Source organism: Streptomyces sp. NPDC093065, from assembly GCF_044754585.1.
GTDB lineage: Bacteria > Actinomycetota > Actinomycetes > Streptomycetales > Streptomycetaceae > Streptomyces.
In genome coordinates this window covers 421,784-443,860 of sequence record NZ_JBIVPJ010000001.1, presented here as the reverse complement: position 1 = coordinate 443,860, position 22,077 = coordinate 421,784, and the positions used below count along the sequence as shown (strand labels likewise).

At 70.8% G+C, this 22,077-nt stretch carries 19 protein-coding genes and 3 tRNA genes; 10 read left to right on the top strand and 12 right to left on the bottom strand.

Annotated features, from left to right (window positions below; genetic code table 11):
• Nucleotides 1-84 precede the first annotated feature (84 nt).
• From ACIQFU_RS01870 to ACIQFU_RS01860, 3 genes are all read right to left on the bottom strand, one after another.
• Complete coding sequence (locus ACIQFU_RS01870) at nucleotides 85-2,022, bottom strand: galactose oxidase-like domain-containing protein (RefSeq protein WP_402548252.1); 1,938 nt, start codon at nucleotides 2,020-2,022, stop codon at nucleotides 85-87.
• Nucleotides 2,019-4,061, bottom strand: coding sequence for a glycosyltransferase family 2 protein (locus tag ACIQFU_RS01865; protein ID WP_402548251.1), 2,043 nt, complete (start codon nucleotides 4,059-4,061; stop codon nucleotides 2,019-2,021). The genes ACIQFU_RS01870 and ACIQFU_RS01865 overlap by 4 nt, the downstream gene beginning before the upstream one ends.
• 293 nt (nucleotides 4,062-4,354) lie before the next feature.
• A tRNA-Lys gene (locus ACIQFU_RS01860) sits at nucleotides 4,355-4,428 on the bottom strand.
• A 199-nt stretch (nucleotides 4,429-4,627) separates the two neighbouring features.
• On the opposite strand from ACIQFU_RS01860, the gene ACIQFU_RS01855 reads away from it, so the two are divergent.
• The 3 genes from ACIQFU_RS01855 (at nucleotide 4,628) to ACIQFU_RS01845 (ending at nucleotide 7,779) form a co-directional block, all read left to right on the top strand.
• Entirely contained in the window at nucleotides 4,628-5,677 is a 1,050-nt protein-coding gene (locus tag ACIQFU_RS01855; protein ID WP_402548250.1) for a peptidoglycan-binding protein, read from the top strand.
• Nucleotides 5,678-5,737: 60 nt separating this feature from the next.
• Nucleotides 5,738-7,042 carry an SPFH domain-containing protein gene (locus ACIQFU_RS01850; RefSeq protein ID WP_402548248.1) on the top strand — a complete coding sequence of 435 codons (1,305 nt, stop codon included), beginning with the start codon at nucleotides 5,738-5,740 and terminating at the stop codon, nucleotides 7,040-7,042.
• A 131-nt stretch (nucleotides 7,043-7,173) separates the two neighbouring features.
• Complete coding sequence (locus tag ACIQFU_RS01845; protein WP_402548247.1) at nucleotides 7,174-7,779, top strand: lytic polysaccharide monooxygenase; 606 nt, start codon at nucleotides 7,174-7,176, stop codon at nucleotides 7,777-7,779.
• A gap of 45 nt (nucleotides 7,780-7,824) precedes the next feature.
• On the opposite strand, the gene ACIQFU_RS01840 is transcribed toward ACIQFU_RS01845, so the two are convergent.
• The 6 genes from ACIQFU_RS01840 to ehuB all read right to left on the bottom strand — a co-directional run bounded on the left by ACIQFU_RS01840 (nucleotide 7,825) and on the right by ehuB (nucleotide 12,022).
• Nucleotides 7,825-7,898 (bottom strand) — tRNA-Lys (locus ACIQFU_RS01840).
• A gap of 99 nt (nucleotides 7,899-7,997) precedes the next feature.
• Entirely contained in the window at nucleotides 7,998-8,756 is a 759-nt protein-coding gene (locus ACIQFU_RS01835) for an IclR family transcriptional regulator (RefSeq protein ID WP_402548245.1), read from the bottom strand.
• A 216-nt stretch (nucleotides 8,757-8,972) separates the two neighbouring features.
• Complete coding sequence (ehuA, locus tag ACIQFU_RS01830; protein WP_402548243.1) at nucleotides 8,973-9,758, bottom strand: ectoine/hydroxyectoine ABC transporter ATP-binding protein EhuA; 786 nt, start codon at nucleotides 9,756-9,758, stop codon at nucleotides 8,973-8,975.
• On the bottom strand, nucleotides 9,748-10,398 hold the full coding sequence (gene ehuD, locus ACIQFU_RS01825) for an ectoine/hydroxyectoine ABC transporter permease subunit EhuD (protein ID WP_402548241.1): 651 nt from the start codon (nucleotides 10,396-10,398) through the stop codon (nucleotides 9,748-9,750). The genes ehuA and ehuD overlap by 11 nt, the downstream gene beginning before the upstream one ends.
• Nucleotides 10,395-11,096 carry an ectoine/hydroxyectoine ABC transporter permease subunit EhuC gene (gene ehuC / locus ACIQFU_RS01820; protein ID WP_402548239.1) on the bottom strand — a complete coding sequence of 234 codons (702 nt, stop codon included), beginning with the start codon at nucleotides 11,094-11,096 and terminating at the stop codon, nucleotides 10,395-10,397. Before ehuC ends, ehuD begins: the two co-directional genes overlap by 4 nt.
• The gene (gene ehuB, locus ACIQFU_RS01815; protein WP_402548237.1) at nucleotides 11,093-12,022 is read right to left on the bottom strand and encodes an ectoine/hydroxyectoine ABC transporter substrate-binding protein EhuB; all 930 of its coding nucleotides are present in this window, start codon (nucleotides 12,020-12,022) and stop codon (nucleotides 11,093-11,095) included. The genes ehuC and ehuB overlap by 4 nt, the downstream gene beginning before the upstream one ends.
• A gap of 107 nt (nucleotides 12,023-12,129) precedes the next feature.
• Here ehuB and ACIQFU_RS01810 point away from each other — a divergent pair, with 107 nt between their 5' ends.
• Nucleotides 12,130-12,627, top strand: coding sequence for a DUF3830 family protein (locus ACIQFU_RS01810; protein WP_402548235.1), 498 nt, complete (start codon nucleotides 12,130-12,132; stop codon nucleotides 12,625-12,627).
• 117 nt (nucleotides 12,628-12,744) lie between these two features.
• Here the strand turns inward: ACIQFU_RS01810 and ACIQFU_RS01805 are convergent, their stop codons facing one another.
• A complete protein-coding gene (locus ACIQFU_RS01805; RefSeq protein ID WP_402548233.1) occupies nucleotides 12,745-14,130 on the bottom strand; it encodes an amidase in 1,386 nt (461 codons plus the stop codon).
• A gap of 36 nt (nucleotides 14,131-14,166) precedes the next feature.
• Nucleotides 14,167-15,150, bottom strand: coding sequence for a D-2-hydroxyacid dehydrogenase (locus tag ACIQFU_RS01800; protein WP_402548231.1), 984 nt, complete (start codon nucleotides 15,148-15,150; stop codon nucleotides 14,167-14,169).
• A 188-nt stretch (nucleotides 15,151-15,338) separates the two neighbouring features.
• Between ACIQFU_RS01800 and ACIQFU_RS01795 the strand changes: the two genes are divergently transcribed.
• From ACIQFU_RS01795 to ACIQFU_RS01770, 6 genes are all read left to right on the top strand, one after another.
• Complete coding sequence (locus ACIQFU_RS01795; RefSeq protein ID WP_402548229.1) at nucleotides 15,339-16,241, top strand: decarboxylase; 903 nt, start codon at nucleotides 15,339-15,341, stop codon at nucleotides 16,239-16,241.
• On the top strand, nucleotides 16,238-16,969 hold the full coding sequence (locus ACIQFU_RS01790) for an aspartate/glutamate racemase family protein (protein WP_402548227.1): 732 nt from the start codon (nucleotides 16,238-16,240) through the stop codon (nucleotides 16,967-16,969). The genes ACIQFU_RS01795 and ACIQFU_RS01790 overlap by 4 nt, the downstream gene beginning before the upstream one ends.
• A gap of 470 nt (nucleotides 16,970-17,439) precedes the next feature.
• Nucleotides 17,440-18,990, top strand: coding sequence for a polysaccharide lyase family 1 protein (locus tag ACIQFU_RS01785; RefSeq protein ID WP_402548225.1), 1,551 nt, complete (start codon nucleotides 17,440-17,442; stop codon nucleotides 18,988-18,990).
• Nucleotides 18,991-19,139: 149 nt separating this feature from the next.
• Nucleotides 19,140-19,487 carry a hypothetical protein gene (locus ACIQFU_RS01780; protein ID WP_402548223.1) on the top strand — a complete coding sequence of 116 codons (348 nt, stop codon included), beginning with the start codon at nucleotides 19,140-19,142 and terminating at the stop codon, nucleotides 19,485-19,487.
• A gap of 112 nt (nucleotides 19,488-19,599) precedes the next feature.
• Nucleotides 19,600-20,196: a hypothetical protein gene (locus tag ACIQFU_RS01775; protein ID WP_402548221.1), complete on the top strand. Its 597-nt coding sequence runs from the start codon at nucleotides 19,600-19,602 to the stop codon at nucleotides 20,194-20,196.
• Nucleotides 20,187-20,260 (top strand) — tRNA-Lys (locus tag ACIQFU_RS01770). The genes ACIQFU_RS01775 and ACIQFU_RS01770 overlap by 10 nt, the downstream gene beginning before the upstream one ends.
• 200 nt (nucleotides 20,261-20,460) lie before the next feature.
• Here ACIQFU_RS01770 and ACIQFU_RS01765 read toward each other — a convergent pair.
• Nucleotides 20,461-21,813 carry a M6 family metalloprotease domain-containing protein gene (locus tag ACIQFU_RS01765; RefSeq protein WP_402548220.1) on the bottom strand — a complete coding sequence of 451 codons (1,353 nt, stop codon included), beginning with the start codon at nucleotides 21,811-21,813 and terminating at the stop codon, nucleotides 20,461-20,463.
• Between the last annotated feature and the right edge of the window lie 264 nt (nucleotides 21,814-22,077).

Genomic DNA, 22,077 nt, shown 5'->3' with positions numbered 1-22,077 from the left:
GGGGCTGTGACATGTGCGGCTGCCGCCGCGTGTGCGCGACCGGCCACAGCGCTCCCGCGCCCGAAGACACGTCCCGCGGGAGCGCTACGGAACCCGCACCCACTCCGCCTTGCTGGGCGTCCCCTCCCCGTCCGTAACGAACATCATGTACCACCCCGACGGAACCAGGTTCTTGCTGCTCGGCACCGTCACCGTCAGCTTGTCCCCGTCCGCCTCGAAGTCCAGCGCGACGGACCGCTGATCCACGTCCGTGACGTGGGTCGACGCGCTCGGCCGGATCAGCCGCACCTTCTTGACCGTCGACGCCGCACGCGAGGTGAACGTCCCCGACCCGCCGCGCTCGATGGTCTGCGGCCCACCCGCCAGGTCCGGCCGCGAGTCCCGGTACAGGTACGGCGGCGTGTAGATCTCGATGCGCTGCTCGAACTTGCCCGGCTTGGTGTTGGCCTTGTCGGCGTAGAGCGAGTCCGAGCCGAAGAACATCAGGCGCCCGTCGGGCAGCAGGATCGAACCGGAGTGGTAGTTGCGCCCCACCAGCGGGTCGGCGACCTGCTCGAACGAGTTGGTGTCCGGGTGGTACAGCCGCGCCTGGAGGATGTTGGAGTCGCCGCGGCCCCGGTAGTCCTCCGAGCCGCCGGAGACCAGCACGCTGTCGTCGGGCAGCACCGAGGCCTGCGGATAGCGCGTGCCCTTCTCCATCGACGGCCCGTCCACGAACTTCGGGTCGTCCGCCTTCAGGTCGACGAGCCGGGTCTTCTCGCTGGACAGCTTGGACTCGCCGACCCCGCCGCCGCCGATCACCATGTACTTCTCGTCCTGCGCCGGAGGCAGCAGCACCGTGTTCGCCGTCTCCAGCATGTTCGCGTCGCTCATGCCGGGGACCTTGGTGAACTTGTTGGTCTCCACGTCCCAGATGCCCGGGTCGCGGCCCACGTCGTCGGGGCCGTAGCCGGCGTTCGCGCCCGAGTAGAAGATCTTGCCGTTCTCCATCAGGAACAGCGCCGGGTACGTCGGGAACTGGCGGACCTTGTCGGTGTAGGTCCACTCCCTGGTCTTCGGGTCGTAGATCTCGTTCTTGCCCGGGACCAGCTGGCCGATGTCGTCGAGACCGGAGACGCTGAGGATCTTCCCGTCGCTCAGGGTGGTGAGCGTCGGGTACCAGCGGGCCTCGTGCATCGGGTCGACCTTGATGTACTTCTCGGCGACCGGGTCGAACTCGAAGGCGTCCCGGATGCCCTGGAAGTCCTTCTTGTCGAGGGCGAGCTTCTGTGCGATGCCGTACGTGTTGCGGGCGTCGGCACCCGACAGGCCCTGGATGCGGTAGTTGTCCTCGGTGCCCGTCTCGTACTCGGTGCCGCTCTTCTGCGCCTCGACGTAGATCCGGCCGAGGCCCGGGTCGTTGCGCAGGAACTTCCCGGTCGCCTTGTCGAAGACCTTCTCGGCGCGGGGCACCAGCACCGGGTCCTTGGAGACGAAGGTCTTGCCGTTCTCCTTGCCGGTGAACCTGGTGCCCGCCGGAAGGGTGATCGGCTTGTCCGGGTTCTCGTTGTGGACGACCATCAGGCCGCCGGCCTTGGTGACGTCGCCCTTGAGCTTCTCGTACCGCTTGGTGCCGCCCGCGATCAGCAGGTTGCCGTTGGCGAGCTGCGTGTGCCCGGTGCAGAACAGGTCGGTGGGCGTCGGCACCTTCTTGATGGTGCCCTTGACGGGGTCCCAGATCCGGGTGTCGTACTGCTTGTCGTCGGAGTTGTCCTGGTTGTTGCCGGACCCGGCGACCATCAGCACCTTGCCGGTGCGCAGCAGTGCCGCGTGGATGGTGTTCTGCCGGTACTTCTCGGGAAACTCGACGATCTCCCACTTGCCGTTGGCGGCCTTGTACTCCGGCTGGTTGATCTTGTACTGGTGGTATTTCTCGGTGCTGAAGCGGTAGAGCCACGGCCCGTTCATCCCGGCCAGCGCTACTACCACCGCCGTACCTATCGCGAAGCGACGGGCGCGGCGGCGGCCGGCACGGTCTTTCATTCCTTACGTCCCCCAAGTCCACCAAGGGCGATCTGCATGGTCTGGTCGTCGCCCCCGTCGGCGGAGGCGGCCCAGTCGGGTGTCTGCTGCGGAGCGGGCGCCGCGTGCCGTCCGTGCGACTGCTGCTGGTACGGCTGCTGTCCGTAGGGCGCCTGCTGCTGCCCGTGGGGCGCGTACGCCTGTCCGGGCGCGGGCTGCTGCGGCGGGACCCGGGGTGCGGGCTCCGCCGCCGAGACCGGCGGTTGCTTCTTCGCCTTCCTCAGCTCGTGGCGCCAGGCGAACATCGGCGACGCGGTGATCAGCAGCGCGAACGTCGCCCAGACGACCATCGCGGGGTGCGAGTGGCCGAGCGCGACACCGGCGGCGATCGAACCGGCGAAGATCACGATGAAGTACCAGTGGTACCGGAAGGTCCCGAACAGGGTGTCCGGGCTGGCCGAGTCGCCCTTCGGGGTCACCACGAACTTGCTCTTGCGGCGCAGCACGGAGTCGATGAGCGCCTTGGCGTACAGCGGCGCCGACAGCGCGGACATGATCATGCCGGCCACGCCGCCGGAGCCCTCCGGCTCGTGCGGGGAGACGTTGTGGCGGCGGTTCCAGACGTACAGGCCGATCTGGAGCGCGGAGGCGTTGCCGTAGAGCATCAGCCAGACCGCCGGGTCGATGTTGACGCCGGACGCGCCCAGGCCCAGGAACAGGCAGCAGCTCATCGCCGCCAGGATCCAGTTCAGGGCCGACATCGGATAGAAGATGATCATCATCGTGTAGTTGAAGAGCTTGCTCGGCGGCAGCGAGTACCAGCCCTTCCAGTACTGCTTGAGGATCGTCTCGTACGTCCCCCGCGACCAGCGCATCTGCTGGGTGAAGAAGTCCGTCCAGGCGTTCGGGCCCTCGCCCACCGCGAGCACGTCCGGGGTGTACACCGAGCGCCACTTGCGGCCCGTGGCCGGGTTCTTGTGGCGGTGCATCTCGAAGCCGGTCGCCATGTCCTCGGTGATCGAGTCGTACAGGCCGCCGATCTGCTTGAGCGCCCTGATGCGCACGGCGTTGGAGGTGCCCACGAACATCGGCCCGCCGTAGCGGTTGCCGGCGCGCTGGATCAGCGCGTGGAAGAGGAACTGCTGCGACTCGGCGGCCTTGGTGATCGGGTTGTCGTAGTTGCCGTAGACCTGCGGGCCGATGACGAAGCCGACGTCCGGGTCGCGGAAGAAGCCGAGCATCCGCTCCAGGTAGTTGGGCAGCGGCACGTGGTCGGTGTCGACGGAGGCGAAGAAGTCGTAGTCGTCGCCGTGCGCCTCGAGCCAGGCGTTGTAGTTGCCGTGCTTGGTCTTGGCGCGGTGCGGGCCCTTCTTCCGGTTCCACTTGGCGACGCCCTTGCGGGAGAAGTGGTGCACGCCCAGGCGCGCGCAGACCTCCTTCACCTCCGGGTCGTCGCCCTCGTCGAGGAGCCAGACGTGCATCAGACCGCGGTGACGGATCTTCACGGCCGCCTCCAGGGTCTTCGTCACCATCTCCAGCGGCTCCTTGCCGGGCACGAAGGAGGTGAGGAAGGCGACCCTGGTGCCGGTCTCGGGCACCACCGGCACGGGGTCGCGGGCGACCAGGGTGGCGTGCGCGTTCGACAGCACGTTCAGGCAGCGGAACAGCTCGATCAGGCCGATCGCCACGAGCATCACGATGTCGAGCGCGGGCAGCCAGGAGAAGGCCGGGTAGTCGCGCTCCGTCCAGTGCTCGGGCTGGAGCAGCCAGACCAGCAGCACCACCGACAGCAGCGGGGCGGCGGCCAGCATCAGGGCGACCCGGATGCGGTGCGGCTCCTGCGAGATCAGCGAGCGGTACTGCACCCGGTACGGCTTGTTCGGGTCGGGCTGGGTGAGGGGGCCCGCGAGGCGGCTGTAGTGCTCGTAGTCGTACTTCGGCAGCGTCTTCTTTATCCGGCGGAAGGAACCGGTGTTCCAGTTCCGGTGCCCGGGGACCCTGAGCTGGGTTGTCTGGGACGGGTCGTGGTCCTGCCCGGCGCCCGTCGGCGTCGACGTCATGAGTCATCCCCCCACACGCTGGTCATGCGTGTTTCGTCGCTTCCTTCGTCTGCTCAGGTCCCCCTCGACCGTCACGGACGCGTCAGTGGTGGGTCATGGTCACCACGGCATCCACACCTTATATAGACATGGAATGGCGGCCCCCGGTTGCATGATGCCCCCCTCGGCATCCCCTCCGCACCCGGCCCCCCGGCCGGACCAGGGTTCTACGGCGTTCGTCATGATCGCAAGACGCCCTGACGCCGAATGCACCGAAGGCCCCCCGTGTGATACGAGAGGCCTTCGACCGTCTGTGCGCCGCCAGGGACTCGAACCCCGGACCCGCTGATTAAGAGTCAGCTGCTCTAACCAACTGAGCTAGCGGCGCCTGCTGACCTGCGCAACTCTACCCGATGCCGACCGGTGCTCCGGACCATCCGGCCGCCGTGCCCGGCGACCGGGCAAATCAGCCGGGTACATCATTCGGACCGTCAACATGCGAGTGATGACGACAGTTGAGAAACTGACCGACATGTACCGAAGTGCGCCGCCGCGGACATGTGTGCCGGGAGTGTGAGGGGAATCGCATGGAGACTCCCGTATTCGAGGAAATCGATCCCGCGAGCGATTGCGAATGCCCCGGCTGCCGTCACTGGCGGCGCGTTCTGCCGCATTCACCGGCAGGCCGCGCGCTCGCCCATCCGGCGGCGTACCGCACGCTGGTCGTGGCCGCCGCCGCTTCCGCGACCGCCGCGTCCGCCCTCGGCGCGGGCCCGGCGGCGGCGCTCCCCGCGGCCGCCCACGCACCCCACCGGCCCGGTGCTCCCGCCGCGGACGAGCCCGGCACCCCGCAGGGACCCAGGGCACCGCTGCACGGTCCGACCGGCCGGCCCGCGACGCCCCCGGCCGGTGCGGAACTGGCCTCCCTCACCCGCACGGAGATCATCGACCGGGCCAAGACCTGGGTGGCCGCGAAGGTCCCGTACAGCATGACCGCGTACCGGTCCGACGGCTACCGGCAGGACTGCTCGGGCTTCGTGTCGATGGCCTGGAAGCTGCCCGCGAACGAGTGGACCGGAAGCCTCGGCACCGTCGCCGACCGCATCACCAAGGCGGAGCTGGAGCCGGGCGACATCCTGCTGTTCCACAACGCGTCCGACCCGGAGAAGGGCTCCCACGTGGTGATCTTCGGCGGCTGGACGGACGGCACGCGCACCGCCTACACGGCGTACGAGCAGACCCCGCCGCACACCCGCAAGCTGGACACGCCGTACGCGTACTGGAGCAACTCGGCCAAGTACCTGCCGTACCGCTACAAGGGGGTCGCCGCGAGCCGGACGGGCAACGCCGGCGCCCAGGAGGCACCGCCCGGGGCCGCGGGGCCCGCCTCGCACGGGGTGGCGGGCTATCCGGGGCGCGGCATGTTCCGGCCGGGCGCCGACAACGCGTACATCACCCGGCTCGGCCGGCAGCTGGTGAGGAAGGGGTTCGGCACGTACTACACGAAGGGACCGGGGCCGCGCTGGGGCGAGGCGGACCGGCGGGGCGTCCAGGCCTTCCAGCGCGCCCAGGGCTGGCGGGGCGGTGCGGCGGACGGCCACCCGGGCCCGGAGACCTGGCGGCGGCTCTTCTCGTGACCGGCGCCCGGCAGGTGACCACCCGTTCATGACGCGTCTGGCGCGGAGGCTGGAGCACGCATGAGTACGAACACGACATCCTCGACCGAACTCCCGACCGATCTGTCGACCGGACTCTCGACCGGACTCCCGGCGGAGGCGCCGGCCGGACTCTCGACGGATGCCCCGGCGAATGCCTCGGCCCAGGCATCGACCGAGGCGTCGACGGGGACCGCGACGCAGTCCTCGGCGGGCCCCGGGGCCGCGGTGCCGGACGCCGCCCGGCCCGCGGCGGCGGAGCCCGGTCCGCGGCCCGCCCGGCTCATTCACAACGAGGCCACCACCGAGATCCCCGTCCATCTGCTGTTCCGCGACGACCCCGCCCCGGCGCCGGTGCCGCTGCGGCCCGCGGTCGTCGCACGGCGGCAGGGGCCGGGGGAGCGGCCCGGCGACCGGCCACCGGCCCGCCGTCCCGTCAAGGCCCGCCCGCGCCCGGTGCCGTCGGTCGACCCGGAGCTGACGGAGCGTCCGGCCCGGGTGCTGCCCGGTGCCGCGGGGGTGGCCGCCGGTCTGTGCGGGGTGGCCGGGTGCGTGGCCACCTCCTGGTGGGCCGGCCTCGTGCCGCCGCTCACGGCCCGGGCGCTGGGGCTGCCGGTGTCGGCGGGCGCCGGGCTCGGGCCCGCGCAGTGGGCGGCGTACGCGGCGGCCGGGGCGCTCGGGATGTTCGGGTTCGGCGGGCTGGCCCGCGGGCGGACCGGACGGGCCTGGGTGCTCGGTCTGTTCGGCCGTTACCGGGGGACGGTGCGGCGGACCGGCCTGATGTGGGTGAACCCGCTGCTGCTGCGCCGCCGGGTGGACGTGCGGCTGCGGCACTGGCGCAGCGAGCCGATGCCCGCGGCCGACGGCAACGGGGTCGCGCTCAGGGCGGTGACGCTGGTGGTGTGGCGGGTGCGGGACACCGTACGGGCCACGCTGGGCGTCGAGGACCACGAGACGTATCTGCGCGAGTGCGTCGAGGCGGCGCTGGCCCGGGTCCCGGTGGAGCCGCTCGGCACGGTCCGCAGCTCGGCGGACGTGGCCGGCGACACGCTGACCCGGCTGGTGGCGGCGGACGCGGCGCCGGTCGGCCTGGAGGTGTTCTCGGTGCGGCCCGTCCGGGTGGAGTACGCCCCCGAGGTCGCCGCCGCGATGCACCGCCGCCGGATCGCCGCGCTGGACGCGGCGCAGCGGGCGAGCGTCCTGACCTCGGTCGTGGACTCGGTGGAGGACACGGTGACCCGGCTGACCATGCGCGGCCTGGTCGAACTGGACGACTACGAGCGCAAGGTGCTGGTGAAGGATCTGACGGTGGCGTTCTGCGCGGGGCGGGGGGACACGGGGTCCTGATCCGCCGGTACGGGGGCGGCCGACGCGTTCCGCCTTTGGTATGGACATGTTCAACTAACGCCAATAATCTGAACTTGGTCTAGACCTGCACGGCTCACTGAACTTCCCCACACGTCACAGGGAGCAGCAGTATGCGCACAAGGACCAAGTTGTACGCGGCCGCGCTGGGCATGGCGACCACCGGAGCCCTCGTGCTCTCGTCCGGCGGCGCCAGCGGTCACGGCTACACCGACCTGCCCGTCAGCCGGCAGAAGGTGTGCCAGAACGGCACGGTCGGCGGATGCGGCGCCATCCAGTGGGAGCCGCAGAGCGTCGAGGGCCCCAAGGGCTTCCCCGCCTCCGGGCCGGCCGACGGGAGCATCTGTTCCGCCGGCCACGGGTCGTTCGCCGCGCTCGACAGCCCCAAGCAGCCGAACGGCCAGGCGTGGCCGACCACCAAGGTGAACGGAGGTCAGAGCTACACCTTCCGCTGGCAGTTCACCGCCCGGCACGCCACGACCGACTTCAAGTACTACGTCACCAAGCCGGGCTGGAACCAGAACCACAACCTGTCCCGGTCCGACCTCAACCTCACGCCGTTCTTCACGGTGCCCTACGGCGGCAAGCAGCCCCCGGCCACGCTCTCCCACAGCGGCACGCTGCCGTCCGGGCTGAGCGGACACCACGTCGTCCTCGCGGTGTGGACGGTCGCCGACACGGCCAACGCGTTCTACGCGTGCTCGGACGTCACCTTCTGAACAGCGGAAGGGCCCCCTCGCCGAGCGAGGGGGCCCTTCCTTCTGTGCGCCGCCAGGGACTCGAACCCCGGACCCGCTGATTAAGAGTCAGCTGCTCTAACCAACTGAGCTAGCGGCGCATGACTCCCGCCGTCCGCTTTCCGCGGCCGACGACGAAGAAAATACTACCCGGTCCCGGGCAGTGCTCCCGACCATCCCCGGACCGGTGCTCGTCCGTCCTAGATCGCCATCGACAGCAGCACCGGCGCCGCCCTCCGGTTCAGCTCGTCCGCCGCCCGGCGCAGCCGGTGCGCGTGCTCGACCGGGAGCGACAGGGCCAGACAGCCCACGGCGGAACCGGCGGTGATCGGAACGGCCGCGCAGACCGTGCCCACCGCGTACTCCTGGAGGTCCAGGACCGGCACGGTGGCCGGCTGGGACTCCAGACGGGACAGCAGCAGCTTGTCGCTGGTGATGGTGCGCGAGGTCAGGCGGGCCATCTTGTGCCGGGCGAGGTGGTCGCGGCGGCCCGCGTGGTCCAGCTGCGTCAGCAGGCTCTTGCCCACCGCGGTCGCGTGCGCCGAGACACGGAAGTCCACCCACTCGTTCACCTTCGGGGCGGCCGGGCTGTCGGCGTACTGGGTGACGCTGACCTCGCCGTCGACGTACCGGCTGATGTAGACGGCGGCGCCCACCGAGTCGCGCAGCCGGTCCAGGGTGCGCTGGAGCTTCTCGCGCAGGGCCTGCTCCCGGCCGTGGGCCGAGCCCAGCCGGGCCAGCGCCTCCCCGGTGACGTACGCGCCGTCGGCGGTCTGCTCGACGTAGCCCTCGCGGCGCAGCATGCGTAGGAGCGGGGTCAGCCGCTCCCCGTCGAGGCCGCTGAGGCGGGCGATCTCGGTGTCGGTGACACCGGAGGTGTGCCGCGTCACCGTCTCCAGAACGCGCAGGGCGTCCTGGGCCGAGTGATGCGGCGCGGTCGGCTGGTGCTGCAGCGCCACGGTGGTCTCCCCCTGCGCTAGCTCGTCGGCCCCTGTCCCTGCCTGTGCCCCCGGTCCGGACAGCGGATGCCGTCCACGATAGCCGCCAAGGTGCCCGATGTGAGGGGGTGTTGGCCCAATTTCAGGGCCCTCAACTGCGACATTGGCCCGGTGGCATATGCCATGGGAATGCCCCAACGTCCCGACCTCGGACGTTGGGGCAGTCACGGCGCGTGGTTACAGGACCGCGCTGAGGAATTCCCGGGTGCGGTCGTGCTCCGGCTCGCTGAAGATCTTCTCCGGCGGTCCGGCCTCGATGACCCGGCCCGAGTCGAACATCAGGACCTGGTCCGAGATGTCCCGGGCGAAGTTCATCTCGTGGGTCACGCAGAGCATGGTGATGTCCGTGGTGCGGGCGATGTCCCGCAGCAGGTCCAGGACGCCCGCGACCAGCTCCGGGTCGAGCGCCGAGGTCACCTCGTCGAGCAGCAGCACCTTCGGCCGCATCGCCAGCGCCCGGGCGATCGCCACCCGCTGCTGCTGGCCGCCGGAGAGCTGGGCCGGCCGGGCGTCGCACTTGTCGGCCAGGCCCACCATGTCGAGCAGGCCCTTGGCCCGCTCCACCGCCTCGTCCTTGGACATCCCGAGGACCGTGACCGGCGCCTCGGTGATGTTGCGCAGGACGCTCATGTTCGGGAACAGGTTGAACTGCTGGAACACCATCCCGATCTGCTTGCGGACCTCGCGCCGCTCCTTCTCCGTCGCCGGGAAGAGCTTCTGCCCGTCCACGGTGATCGTGCCCTCGTCGGGCTTGAGGAGCGTCATCAGCAGCCGCAGGATCGTCGTCTTGCCCGAACCGGACGGGCCGATCAGGGTGACGTGCTTGCCGGCGTCGACGGAGAAGTCCAGGTGGTCCAGGACGGTGTTGTCCCCGAACCGCTTGGTGACCTGCTCCAGGCGTATCAGCTCACCGGAGTTGCGCTCGGGGCTTTTCTCGGGGTTGGGAAGAGTGTCAGTGGGCAAGGCGTCGCTCCAGGGCTCGCAGGGCAAGGGAGGCCAGGTAGGAGATGACGATGAAGGCCACGCCGATCACCGTCAGGGGCTCGGTGAACTGGAAGTTCTGCTGCGAGAACAGCCGTGCCTCGCCGAGCATCTCCAGCACCGTGATCGCCATCAGCAGCGGCGTGTCCTTCAGCATGGAGATCACGTAGTTGCCGAGGGCGGGGGTCACCCGGCGGATCGCCTGCGGCAGGATCACCGCCGTCCAGGTCCGGCGCATCGGCAGATTCAGCGCCGTCGCGGCCTCCCACTGGCCGACCGGCACTCCCTCGATGCCGGCCCGGTAGACCTGCATCGTGTACGTCGAGTAGTGCAGCCCGATGGCGACCACACCGGTGGTGAGCGCCGAGAAGGTGATGTTCCACTCGGGCAGCACGTAGAACAGGAAGAACAACTGCACCAGCAGCGGGGTGTTGCGCACGAACTCGGTGATCACACCGATCGGCCAGGTCACCCAGCGGCTCGGCACCCGCATCAGCAGCGCCCAGACCAGGCCGAGGCCGAAGGAGACCAGCGAGCCGAGGACCAGGATCTGCAGGGTGACCAGCAGCCCGTCCCAGAAGTGCGGCAGGAAGTCGGAGACCGCGCTCCAGTCCCATTTCACGACACACCACTTCCCTCAGGCACCTGCACGGCCGCCGGCTTCTTCTGCGGCGCCTTGCCGACGCCCGCCTTGAGCTTCTTCTCCAGGCCGCGCATCACCCGCGTGAGCAGGAACGCGATCACGAAGTAGATCAGCAGGATGTACGTGTAGATCTCCGCGCTCTCCTGCAGCGCCAGGCGCACCAGGTTGCCGCTGAAGGCCAGGTCGCCCATGCCCATGATCGACACCAGGGCGGTGCCCTTGAGCAGCTCGATCAGCAGGTTCGAGAAGGGCGGGATCATCTCCGGCACCGCCTGCGGCAGCAGGATCAGCTTCATCCGCTGCCAGGGCGTGAAGCTGAGGGCGATGCCGCCCTCCTTCTGCGCCGGGTCGACCGCGCCGAGCGCACCGCGCACGATCTCGGAGCCGTACGCCCCGTAGGTCAGGCCGAGTGCCAGCGTGCCCGCCCACATCGGCACCAGCTGCCAGCCGAAGGCCGGGGGCAGCACGAAGAAGACCCAGAAGATCATCACCAGTGCGGAGGTCCCGCGGAACACCTCGGTGTAGAAGCCCGCGAGGAAGCGGACGATCCACAGCCGGTGGGTGCGCGCGATGCCGGCCACGAAGGAGACGGCCGTCGCCAGCAGCGAGCTGAAGAAGAGCAGCTGGACGGTGACCCAGACGCCCTGGAGTACGAGTTCCCACAGTCCCGAGGTCATCCGCCGCAGAGCTCCTTCGCGGTCAGATCGGTCATCTCGTTCTTGGTGAAACCGAAGGGCTTGAGGATGCGCAGCAGTTCGCCGCTCTTCTTGAGCTTCTGCAGCTCGACGTTGAAGGCGTCCCGCAGGTTGGTCTCGTCCGGGCGGAAGGCGAAGCCGCCGCCGTCGACGTGCGGCTTGCCGCCGACCAGCGGTGCGAAGGCCTCGGTCGCCTCCGCCTTGCTGGACTTCTTCACCACCTCGCGGACGGTCAGGGCCGTACCGGCGAAGACGTCCACGCGCCCGGACTCGACGGCGTTGAGTCCGGCCACCTGGTCGGGGACGATCAGGATGTCGTCCTCCTTGTACCCGTGCTCCACCGCGTAGGCGATCTCGGCGTAGCCGGTGCCGGTCGCGAACTTGGCCTTCTTCTTGACGACGTCCCGGTAGTTGTGCAGCCCGAGCGGGTTGCCCTTGCGCACGATGTACGCGTCGAGCATCTGGTAGTCGGGGTCGGAGAAGATGACCTGCCGGCAGCGGTCGGCGTTGATGTACATCCCGGCCGCCACGACGTCGAACTGCTGCGAGGCCAGGCCCGGGATCAGGGAGCCGAACTCCGTCGGCACCGGCTGCACCCGGTCCACTCCCAGCCGCTTGAAGATGACCTTCGCCAGCTCCGGCGCCTCACCGGTCAGCTCGCCGTTCTTGTCGATGTACCCGAAGGGGATCTCGCCCGCGATGCCGAGCCGGGCGACTCCCTGCGCCCTGAGCCGGCCGAGCAGGTCACCGCCCTCCACGTCGGATGCGCTGGCGACCCGCGAGCAGCCGGCCGCCCCCAGCGCGCCGAGCGCCGCGACCCCCGCGAGCAGCGACCGGCGAGTGGGCCCGGCTGTCCTGGACCTTAGGTCGGATATACCCCATGGCGGGGTTCTGTGTGGTGGAGCCATGGGCGCGCAGCTACCCGAAGGTGGGCAGGTTATGCCGATCTTTTTCAGTCCGATACATCGGCCCGGCGCCCTTGACCGCGGGGCCTCGGGGCACTGCCATGGAGGGCATGGCTGATCGCTACATCGAAGTCTCGCTGGTCAAGCGTGGAATCACCTGCACGGCCCAACTGCTCGACGACCGGGCCCCGATCACCTGCGCGGCCGTCTGGGACGCGCTCCCCCTCGGCGGCGACGTGTATCACGCCAAATACGCCCGCAACGAGATCTACGCCCTCTTCCCGCCCTTCGCGGCATCCGAACCACCGCTGGAGAACCCGACCGTAACGCCCATTCCGGGCGACCTGTGCTATTTCGCCTTCGCGGGTGCCGAGTTGGGCACGAAGGCGTACGGCTACGACCGCGAGGTGCGCCCCGGCACCACCCTCGTCGACCTCGCCCTCTTCTACGAGCGCAACAACCTGCTCCTCAACGGCGACGTCGGCTGGGTCCCCGGCACCGTCTGGGGCCGCATCACCGAGGGCCTCGACGCGATGGCCGAGGCCTGCAACGACCTGTGGCGCACGGGAGCGGCCGGCGAGACCCTCAGCTTCCGCCGAGCGCCGTAGCTGGGGGCAGTCGTGCCTCCCCCAGAGGGGTGCCCCCACGGCGGCACGGGTGGGCGCAGCGGCACCCGGCCGGCGCCGGTTCGCGCCCCCACCCCGCGCCCACCCGCACGCCGGTCACTACTGGGCCGACGTACCCGCCCCGTACAGCGCATGCGCGGCCCGCAAGACCAGATCGTCGCGGTGCCGCGCCGCGACGATCTGCACCCCGACGGGCAGCCCGTCCCCGTCCACCCCCGCAGGGACAGTCGCAGCCGGCTGCTGCGTCAGATTGAACGGATACGTGAACGGCGTCCACCCCGTCCACCGCCGGTACCCCGACCCCTTCGGCACCTCCACCCCCGCCTCGAACGCCGTGACCGGCAACGTCGGCGTCACCAGCAGGTCGTACGAATCGTGGAAGGCGCCCATCCGCCGCCCCAGCTCCATCCGGACGTCCACCGCCGCCAGATAGTCCAGCGCCGAGTACCGCGCCCCCGCCCCCACGATCTCCCGCAGCCCCGGATCCAGCAGCTCCCGCTGTCCCGCCCGCAGATGCTGCACCACCCGAGCCGCCCCGCTGAACCACAGGGTGTGGAAGGCGTCCACCGGGTCCGTGAAGTCGGGGTCGGCCTCCGTCACGTACGCGCCGAGCCCCGCCAGCCGCTCCACCGCCCGCCGCACCGCCCCGGCCACCGCGGGACGCACCGCCACCTGCCCGCCCAGCGAGGGCGAGTACGCCACCCGCAGCCCCCGCACCCCGCCGGACAGCGCCTCCGTGTACGACCCGGCCGCCGGGCCGAGCGCCGACCAGTCCCGGGCGTCCGGGGCGCCGACGACGTCCAGCATCAGCGCCGCGTCCGCCGCGTCCCGGGTCATCGGACCCACGTGCGCGAGCGTGCCGAACGCGCTCGCCGGGTACAGCGGCACCCGCCCGTACGTCGGTTTCAGGCCGAAGATGCCGCAGAAGGACGCCGGGATGCGCACGCTCCCGCCGCCGTCCGTGCCCAGCGCGAGCGGCCCCGCCCCGAGCGCCACCGCCGCCGCCGCGCCCCCGCTGGAACCGCCCGCGGTGCGGGACGGGTCGTGCGGGTTGCGGGTCACGCCGGACAGGGGCGAGTCCGTCACGCCCTTCCAGCCGTACTCCGGCGTCGTGGTCTTGCCGACGAACACCGCGCCGTGCTCGCGCAGCCGGGCCACGGACGGCGCGTCCTCGTCCCAGGGGCCGTCCGGCGAGACGGCCCGGGAACCGCGCAGGGTCGGCTGACCGCGCGTCAGCAGGATGTCCTTCACCGTGACCGGCACCCCGTCGAGACGCCCGCACGGCTCCCCGCGGCGCCACCGCTCCTCGGCCCGACGGGCCTGGTCCAGCGCCTCCTCGCCGGTCAGCCGGACGAAGGCGTTCACCTCCGGCTGGATGCGTTCGGCCCGTTCCAGAACCGCCCGGGTCGCCTCCACAGGGCTGAAAGCACCCTTGCGGTAGCCGTCGACGAGCTGTACAGCGGTCAGCTCGGTGAGGTCGGTCATGCAGCACCCTCCCGCAGGTCCGGGACGTCGGCGACGTCAGTGTCCGGGTACGTATCCGCGCTTCTTGTCGACCACGTTGGCCAGCGGTCCGCCCGCCGCCCAGGTCTCGAACAACTCCACGAACTGAGCGCCCAGTTCGTCCCGCCAGCCGATCGTGTCCCCGCTCATGTGCGGCGAGACGATCAGCCCCGGCACCTCCCACAGGGCGCTGTCCGGCGCCAGGGGCTCGTGGCTGAGCACGTCCAGGGCCGCGCCCGCGATCCGGCGCGCCGTCAGCGCCTCGACCAGGTCGTCCTCGACGACCAGTTGCCCCCGCCCCACGTTCACGAACCGGGCGGAGGGCCGCATCAGCCCGAACCGCCGGGCGTCGAACATGCCGCGCGTGTCGTCGGTGAGGGGTGCCGCCGCCACCACCCAGTCGGCCCCGGCCAGCAGCGGGTCCAGCTCCTCGGTCCCGTGGACGCCGGGGCGCGCGGTGCGGCCGACCAGCGCGGTGGTGATGCCGAGCGCTTCCAGCGTCCGCGCGACCGCCCGGCCGATCGGGCCGGTGCCCACCACGCAGGCGCGGGTTCCGGCCACCCGCATCGACTCGCGGTGCCGCCAGGTCCGCTCGCCCTGCAGGCGCAGCGTGGCGGGCAGGTCCTTGGCCATCGCCAGCACGAGCGCGGCGACGTACTCGGCGATCGGCTGGTCGAAGACACCGCGCGCGTTGGTCACCACCGTGTCCGACTCGGCCAGCTCAGGGCACATCAGATGGTCCACCCCGGCGCTCGCCGTGTGCACCCAGCCCGGCCGCGGGCCGCCGCCGGGCCACGCCTCGCGCACCGCGTGCGAGGTGAAGTCCCACACCAGCAGGACGTCGGCGTGCGGCAGCCGCTCGGCCAGCGTCGCCGCGTCGGCGTGCTCGATCCGGGCCCGGCCGGTCAGCCGGCCCAGACGGGGGAGCGGCTCCGCGTCCAGGACGAGGAGCGTGGGCACGGGCGGGGACGCGGGCGTGGGTGAGGACGCGGACGTGGTCATCGGCGGGCCTGTCTCCGGTCGGTGGAAGCGGGGGCGGTTCAGGTGTTGACGGGGGACTTAACCAGCTGTTGACCTGGAGGTGATGCGGGCGGATTGACCACGCTCGCACCGGAACCTACCTTCGTCAACACGGCCGTTCATAACGGTGCGTTGCCCTCCCCTTCCTCAGTGTGAGGCCGGTGCGTGCCATGGACATCTCCTTTCTCGGCGGACCAGCTCCGCAACGCGGGGTCGGCGTGGTCGCCCCGTTCGACTTCGCACTCGATCGCGAGCTGTGGCGATGGGTGCCCGACGACGTGTCACTGCACATGACACGGACGCCCTTCGTACCCGTCGAGGTCAGTCTGGACCTCGCCCGGATGGTCAGCGAGCACGAGACCCTCGGCGAGGCGGTCCGCACCCTCAACGCCATCGCGCCCCAGGTCGTCGCCTACGCCTGTACCTCGGGCAGCTTTGTCGGCGGCATCGCCGGGGAACGCGCCATGTGCGAGGCGATGACCTGGGCGGGCGCCGTCCCCTCCGTCACCACCTCCGGCGCACTGCTGGACGCGCTGACCGAACTGGGCGTACGCCGGGTCGCGCTGGTGACGCCGTACACCGTGTCCGTGACCCGGGCGCTGGAGGCGTACGTCGCCGAGGCCGGCGTCACCATCACCGGCTGCGCCTTCATGGGGCTGACCCGGCACATCTGGAAGGTCCCGTACCGCGACGTGGCCGACATGGCACGCCAGGCCGTGCCCGCGCCCGGGGCGGCGGACGCCCTGTTCATCTCCTGCACCAATCTCCCCACCTACGACGTCATCCCGCAGCTGGAGGCCGAGCTGCGGATCCCCGTGATCTCGGCCAACCAAGTGACGATGTGGGCGGCGCTGCGCCGACTGGGTACCCCTGCGGTAGGGCCGTACCAGGCCCTGACCGATCCGGCCGCCCGCATCGGCCCCGCGGTGACGGGTGCGACCGGTCCCGCGGTGGTGGGACCCGCCGGTCCCGTCGACCCCGCGGTGGCGGGCCCGGTCGGACCCGCGGCGGCGGACATGCCGGGCGTCGGTGACGTCCCGGACACCGAACAGCAGCAGGAAGGGTGGACATGACAGCACTGGGATTCCTGTACCCGGGCCACTCCGGCGAGGACGACTACCCACGCATCGAGCAGCTCCTGGGCAGCGACATCCGGGTGGACCTGGTGCACACGGACATCGGCGAGGACGCCCACCGGGTGGACGCACTGCTCGAGATGGGCTCGCCGCGGCGGCTGGAGGCGGGCGTGGCCGAGCTGCGGCTGGCCGGCGCCGACGCCGTGGTCTGGGCCTGCACCAGCGGCAGCTTCGTGCACGGCTGGGACGGCGCGCACGAACAGGTGCGCGCCCTGGCCCGGGCGGCGGGTCTGCCGGCCTCCTCCACCTCCTTCGCCTTCGTGCACGCGGCGAAGGAGATCGGGGCGCGGCGGGTCTCGATCGGCGCGACCTACCCGGACGACGTGGCGCGGCTCTTCGCGGACTTCCTCGGCGCCGCCGGCATCGAGGTGTCCGACGTCGTCAGCTCCGGCGTCATCACCGCCGCGGAGGTCGGCACCTGGACCGAGGAGGAGGTGCTGGCACTGGGCCGCGCCGCCGACCGCCCGGACGCCGAGGCGGTGCTCCTGCCGGACACGGCCCTGCGCACGGCGGCCCACATCCCGGCCCTGGAGAAGGAACTGGGCAAGCCGGTCCTCACCGCCAACCAGGTCACCATCTGGGAGGGCTTGCGCCTGGCCGACCGCCGGGTCAACGCTCCCGAACTGGGCGCGCTGTTCACACGGGAGCCGGTGGTGCAGGCCTGACGCGGGACGCGTCGAAGACCGGACCGCGGCCCGGCGGCCGACACGAAGTCCGACACGGAAGAACCCCGGTCCCGCAGGTGCGGGGCCGGGGTTCTCGTCGAGCGCTGAGCAGGCCTTGCACCTGCATTTCCCCACGGGAAGTGGGGCGTCTTTCCTTGGACCACCAACGCACTGCCTGCTGCCGGGAGTTGCTCCCCGTGATCAGGCAAGATGATCGTACCGCAGCTCCGGCCGGGGTGCACATCGGCCGCGTGGCGGGGGAGGGTGGCGGGTCCGGGGGCGACACGTTCCTGGGCGTCGATGTTCATGTACACGGACAGTGTCTCTGAATCTGAATCCATCTGAACCCTTGTCAGGTCCTGGGGTGCATCCTATTCTCACGGCGAGAAAGCGCTTTCCCGCCATGATGATTGACGTGATCATGACATGGCTTCCGTTCCGGCATGTGAAGGCGAATGGGGAGACCGAGGATGAGACGACCAGTCGCGCTGCGACTCCAAGCGGCACTGGGCACGCTGGCCCTCGCGGCCGCGGCCGGTGTGGTGCTGACGATGCCCGAGGCGGCGGCAGCGGCCGGCGGCGCCACCGGCTACGCGACCCAGAACGGCGGAACGACCGGCGGCGCGGGCGGGCAGACCGTACGCGCCACCACCGGCACCGCGATCCACCAGGCCCTGTGCGGCCGGGCCAGCAGCAGCACCCCGATCACCATCGAGGTCGAGGGCACCATCAACCACGGCAACACCAGCAAGGTGTCGGGCGACAGCTGCAACACCGCCGCCGACAAGATCGAACTGAAGCAGATCAGCAACGTCACGATCGTCGGCGTGGGCAGCGGCGCCGTCTTCGACCAGCTGGGCATCCACATCCGGGAGTCCAGCAACATCGTCATCCAGAACGTGACCGTCCGGAACGTCAAGAAGTCCGGCTCGCCCACCTCCAACGGCGGCGACGCCATCGGAATGGAGAGCGACGTCCGCAACGTCTGGGTCGACCACTCCACCCTGGAGGCCTCGGGCGGGGAGTCGGAGGGCTACGACGGCCTCTTCGACATGAAGGCCAACACCCAGTACGTCACCCTGTCCTACAGCGTCCTGCGCAACTCCGGGCGCGGCGGGCTGATCGGCTCCAGCGAGAGCGACCGCTCCAACGGCTACGTCACCTTCCACCACAACCTGTACGAGAACATCGACTCCCGCGCGCCCCTGCTGCGCGGCGGCACCGCCCACATGTACAACAACCACTACGTGAGCCTGAACAAGTCCGGGATCAACTCCCGGGCGGGCGCCAAGGCCAAGGTCGACAACAACTACTTCGAGGACTCCAAGGACGTCCTCGGCACCTTCTACACCGACGAGGCCGGTTCCTGGCAGGTCAGCGGCAACATCTTCGACAACGTGACCTGGTCCGAGCCCGGCGGCGACAACAACCCGGCCGGCCCGGACCCGCAGTCCAACACCACGGTGTCCATCCCGTACTCCTACAGCCTCGACGACGCCTCCTGCGTCCCGTCCGTCGTGAGCGCCACGGCGGGGGCGAACAAGGGCCTGAAGGTGTCGAACGGCAGCTGCACGCCGCAGAGCCCGGACCCGACCGACCCCACGGACCCAGACCCGACGGACCCGACCGACCCGGACCCGACCGACCCGCCGAGCGGGACCAACCTCAGCATCGGGGCCGGCGCCGACGGCTCGTCCAAGGCGAGCGGCACCAGCTACGGCAACGTCCGCGACGGTGACCTGAGCACCTACTGGTCCCCGGCCGGTACGACCGGCTCCGTCTCCGTCAAGTGGTCCTCCGCCAAGACCGTCGCCAAGATCAACATCCGGGAGGCGGCGGGCTCCGGCGGCACCATCGGCGCGTACCGCGTCGTCAACCACGACACCGGTGCCGTCCTGGCCTCCGGCAGCGGCGCGGGCGTGATCGCCTTCTCCCCGGTCTCGCTGGAGAAGATCACCTTCGAGATCACCGGCGCCTCGGGTACCCCGAAGGTCGCCGAGTTCGAGACGTACGCCGGCTGACAGGGCCGCAGCGGCGGGGTGTGTCCGGATCGCGGTGCCGGGCACACCCCGCCCTCTTGCGCGGACGCGGGACAATGGACGGTGGCCCACTCCACCGGAGTGCCCCCGCGCCGGGGGAGGGCCGTCGTGACGTACGAGGAGGAGAAGACATGGCGGAGCCCACGCCGCGTCGGCACGAACCGCGGCTACGCCCCGCGCCCCTGCTCTTCGAGCCGGCGGAGTCGGCCGCCGATCCCGAGCACTTCTTCGACCTCGAGTCGATCGACGACCCCCGGGCCCTGCTGGAGCGGGCCACCGAGCTGACCCACGCGTTCCGCGCGGCGGCGGACCGGGCGATGGAGTTCCAGGCGATCGCGGCGGCGCAGCTGGCCGATCCGCGGCGGTTCGACCGCCTGACGACCGCAGACATCGCCGAACGGGCCGAGTGGACCGAGGACTACGCCAAGAGGATGGTGGAGTTCGGCCGCGACCTGATGCGCGGCGAACCGGCCGAGTAACCGGGGCGCATATGACAGGGGGCTGGGCAAGATACTCCCCTCCCCGGCGTCGTGTCCCCGTTTCCCGTAACCCGGCGGAGCGAGTCCCTCACGCCCGGTAGATATTTGCGCTATGAGCAGCACACGCAACGCCACGCCCCACGTTTCGGACGTCACCTCGGACGGCGCCGCCTGGCTGGCGTCGGCGGGCGCGTACCCGCGCGCCACGCTCGCGCTCTGGGAGGAGCGGCCCGGGACCCCGGTCGTCCTGCCCTGCGGCTCCGCCTTCGACGTGGTGAGCGCTCCCGCGATCTTCGGCCGCCGGATGCTCGACCGGCTGTGGGAGGACGGCCCGGGTTCGGGCCCGGTGGCGGAGTTCCGCGGCCGGATGCTGCTGTTCGCCGCGTCGGGCACCGCCCAGCGCCTGCCCTCGCTCCTCGGCTGGGAGGAGTGGGGTGTCCGCGGCCGGGAGGGCGGCCGTACGGGCGAGGTGCCGCCGCTGCTGTGCCACGGCGTCGGGGACACGGTGACCGTCCCGGCCCCCGCGGGTTCGCCGCCGGGCTCCGGGTCCCGCTGGCTGGTGGCCCCGGACACCCGCCGGCCCTGGCTGCCCGGCCCGGAGATCCTGCTGTGGGCGGCCGTGCGGGCGGCCCGCGCGGCGGTGCGGATTTCGATTTTTCCTCCCGCCGACCAGGATGCTAAGGTCTACGACGTCAGCAGGCGCCGCTAGCTCAGTTGGTTAGAGCAGCTGACTCTTAATCAGCGGGTCCGGGGTTCGAGTCCCTGGCGGCGCACGATGGCGATGGCGAGGTGTGTCCACGGAAAGCGTGGACCTTCTCGCCATCGTTGTTTTTGCGCGGCTTCGCCGCGCGTTGTGGGGGCTTCGCCACCCACACCCCCCCACTCGGTGGGCCGGGGATGAGGGGTTGCCCCCCCCCAGTGGGCCGGGGGGTGAGGGGGCGTCCCGATGTCCGTGTGGTCCGGGGTGTGTGGGTCACCCGGGGGTGATCTGAACGGTCCAGGCGCCCGACTCCGTGCGGCCCTCGACCTTCACCTTCACGCCGTCGCCCGGGACCGTGAAGCTCTCGCCGAGGGCCACCGGGGCGTCGGCGAGCGGGGGGTAGACCGAGTCGGCCCAGCAGGCGTCGGTGTGCGGGTGGGCGTCGACCACGTCGATCGGCCCGCCCCCCGACTGCGCCCCGCTGCGCACCCGGTACACCAGCACCCCCGCCCGGCAGGCGGAGGCGTCGTTGCCGACCGGCGTGCGCACCTCGAAGGCGAGCGCGCTGCCCGCCCCCGTGCGCACCACCGCCAGCTTCGTGCCCTGCCCGAGGCCGAAGGCCGGCGCGCCGGCGGCACCGGGCACCACCACGCCCGGGCCCGCCCCCAGCGGCTCCATCGTCAGCCGGGTCGGCCCGCTGCCCCGTACGCAGACCACCTGCCGGGGCTGCAGCCAGCCCAGCTTCCACTTGTGCCAGCCGAACAGGTCCGGGGCGAGTCCGAACTGGCTGCCCATCAGGTCCCAGTCGCCGACGTGCGTGTCCCAGTCGCCCTTGCCGTCGATTGGACGGTGGTACAGGTCGGGCAGGTCGAAGACGTGCCCCGTCTCGTGGGCCAGGACCAGCCGGTCCGGCGGATGGTTCTCGAAGACCGTGACGACCCGGCGGATGTCGGTGCCGTCGGCCCGCATCGGGGTGTCCAGGTTGACGACCTTCGTGGCGTCGGAGTCCACGCCGGGCGCGTCCGGGTCCGCGACGAAGTAGACGACGTCGTACCGGGAGAAGTCGACGTGCCGGTCGGCCGCGGCCAGCGCGTCGCGCAGGTAGGCGGCCCGGTGCTCGGGGCTCCAGTCGCGCCGTATGGCGTACGACGTCGACGGGCTCGGCATCCGGATCCAGTCCCGCAGCGGATGTGGGCGGAGCGTGAAGGCACCGTAGGAGGCGCGCCGGAAGAAGTCGCCGGTGGCCGGGAAGTGGTCGGCGGCCAGTTCGGCCGGTGCCGTCAGCGGCTGGGAGTCGGGGAAGGACAGGAACACCATCACCGCGTCCAGGGTGCGGGCCGGCCGGGGATAGGTGGCGTTCCAGGTGTCCAGGCCCTCCGAGTGGTGCACGTCGGTGCGCTGGAGCGCGCAGGGCTCCGGGGAGAAGGGCTCGGCGACCGAGGGAGCGGTGATCAGGGAGGTCGCGGCGAGCGCCGACATCGTGGTGCACACCGCCGCCGTGCTGCGCAGCCTGCTCCGCGCCGCCCGCCCCGTGCCCGCCTCCCGGGGAAGTCGCCTCAGGGGAAGCTGGCGCGGCACATGAACCTCCGGGCGCGGTCGACGGGACACCGCACCCAGCTTGTGCATGATTGTCGTATTACGACCTGTTCGCCTGCACCGGAAGGGTGAGCCGGTCGGTTTTTCGCCGGAGTTCTCCTGGCCGACATTCCGAAGACACTCACGGAACGTCACAACTGGTCGGAGGGGTGACGGACCCGTCCAGGTGTGGGCAGAAACGATCTGCCAGAGGGGTCGCTCGGTCCGGAGCGCGGAACGGCGGCTGGAAGGGCCCGGTGTCAGCCTCTATGATCGGCACACTTTCCTGCACGAACAGAGCACGAACAGAGATCG

Excerpts from the sequence above, each read along its gene's own strand:
- ACIQFU_RS01865 (WP_402548251.1), bottom strand. The coding sequence starts at position 4,061 with ATGACGTCGACGCCGACGGGCGCCGGGCAGGACCACGACCCGTCCCAG.
- ACIQFU_RS01765 (WP_402548220.1), bottom strand. The coding sequence starts at position 21,813 with ATGCACAAGCTGGGTGCGGTGTCCCGTCGACCGCGCCCGGAGGTTCAT.
- ACIQFU_RS01785 (WP_402548225.1), top strand. The coding sequence starts at position 17,440 with ATGAGACGACCAGTCGCGCTGCGACTCCAAGCGGCACTGGGCACGCTG.
- ACIQFU_RS01790 (WP_402548227.1), top strand. The coding sequence starts at position 16,238 with ATGACAGCACTGGGATTCCTGTACCCGGGCCACTCCGGCGAGGACGAC.
- ACIQFU_RS01855 (WP_402548250.1), top strand. The coding sequence starts at position 4,628 with ATGGAGACTCCCGTATTCGAGGAAATCGATCCCGCGAGCGATTGCGAA.
- ACIQFU_RS01800 (WP_402548231.1), bottom strand. The coding sequence starts at position 15,150 with ATGACCACGTCCGCGTCCTCACCCACGCCCGCGTCCCCGCCCGTGCCC.
- ACIQFU_RS01780 (WP_402548223.1), top strand. The coding sequence starts at position 19,140 with ATGGCGGAGCCCACGCCGCGTCGGCACGAACCGCGGCTACGCCCCGCG.
- ehuB (WP_402548237.1), bottom strand. The coding sequence starts at position 12,022 with ATGGCTCCACCACACAGAACCCCGCCATGGGGTATATCCGACCTAAGG.
- ACIQFU_RS01775 (WP_402548221.1), top strand. The coding sequence starts at position 19,600 with ATGAGCAGCACACGCAACGCCACGCCCCACGTTTCGGACGTCACCTCG.
- ACIQFU_RS01810 (WP_402548235.1), top strand. The coding sequence starts at position 12,130 with ATGGCTGATCGCTACATCGAAGTCTCGCTGGTCAAGCGTGGAATCACC.
- ACIQFU_RS01850 (WP_402548248.1), top strand. The coding sequence starts at position 5,738 with ATGAGTACGAACACGACATCCTCGACCGAACTCCCGACCGATCTGTCG.
- ACIQFU_RS01805 (WP_402548233.1), bottom strand. The coding sequence starts at position 14,130 with ATGACCGACCTCACCGAGCTGACCGCTGTACAGCTCGTCGACGGCTAC.
- ACIQFU_RS01845 (WP_402548247.1), top strand. The coding sequence starts at position 7,174 with ATGCGCACAAGGACCAAGTTGTACGCGGCCGCGCTGGGCATGGCGACC.
- ACIQFU_RS01795 (WP_402548229.1), top strand. The coding sequence starts at position 15,339 with ATGGACATCTCCTTTCTCGGCGGACCAGCTCCGCAACGCGGGGTCGGC.
- ehuC (WP_402548239.1), bottom strand. The coding sequence starts at position 11,096 with ATGACCTCGGGACTGTGGGAACTCGTACTCCAGGGCGTCTGGGTCACC.
- ACIQFU_RS01870 (WP_402548252.1), bottom strand. The coding sequence starts at position 2,022 with ATGAAAGACCGTGCCGGCCGCCGCCGCGCCCGTCGCTTCGCGATAGGT.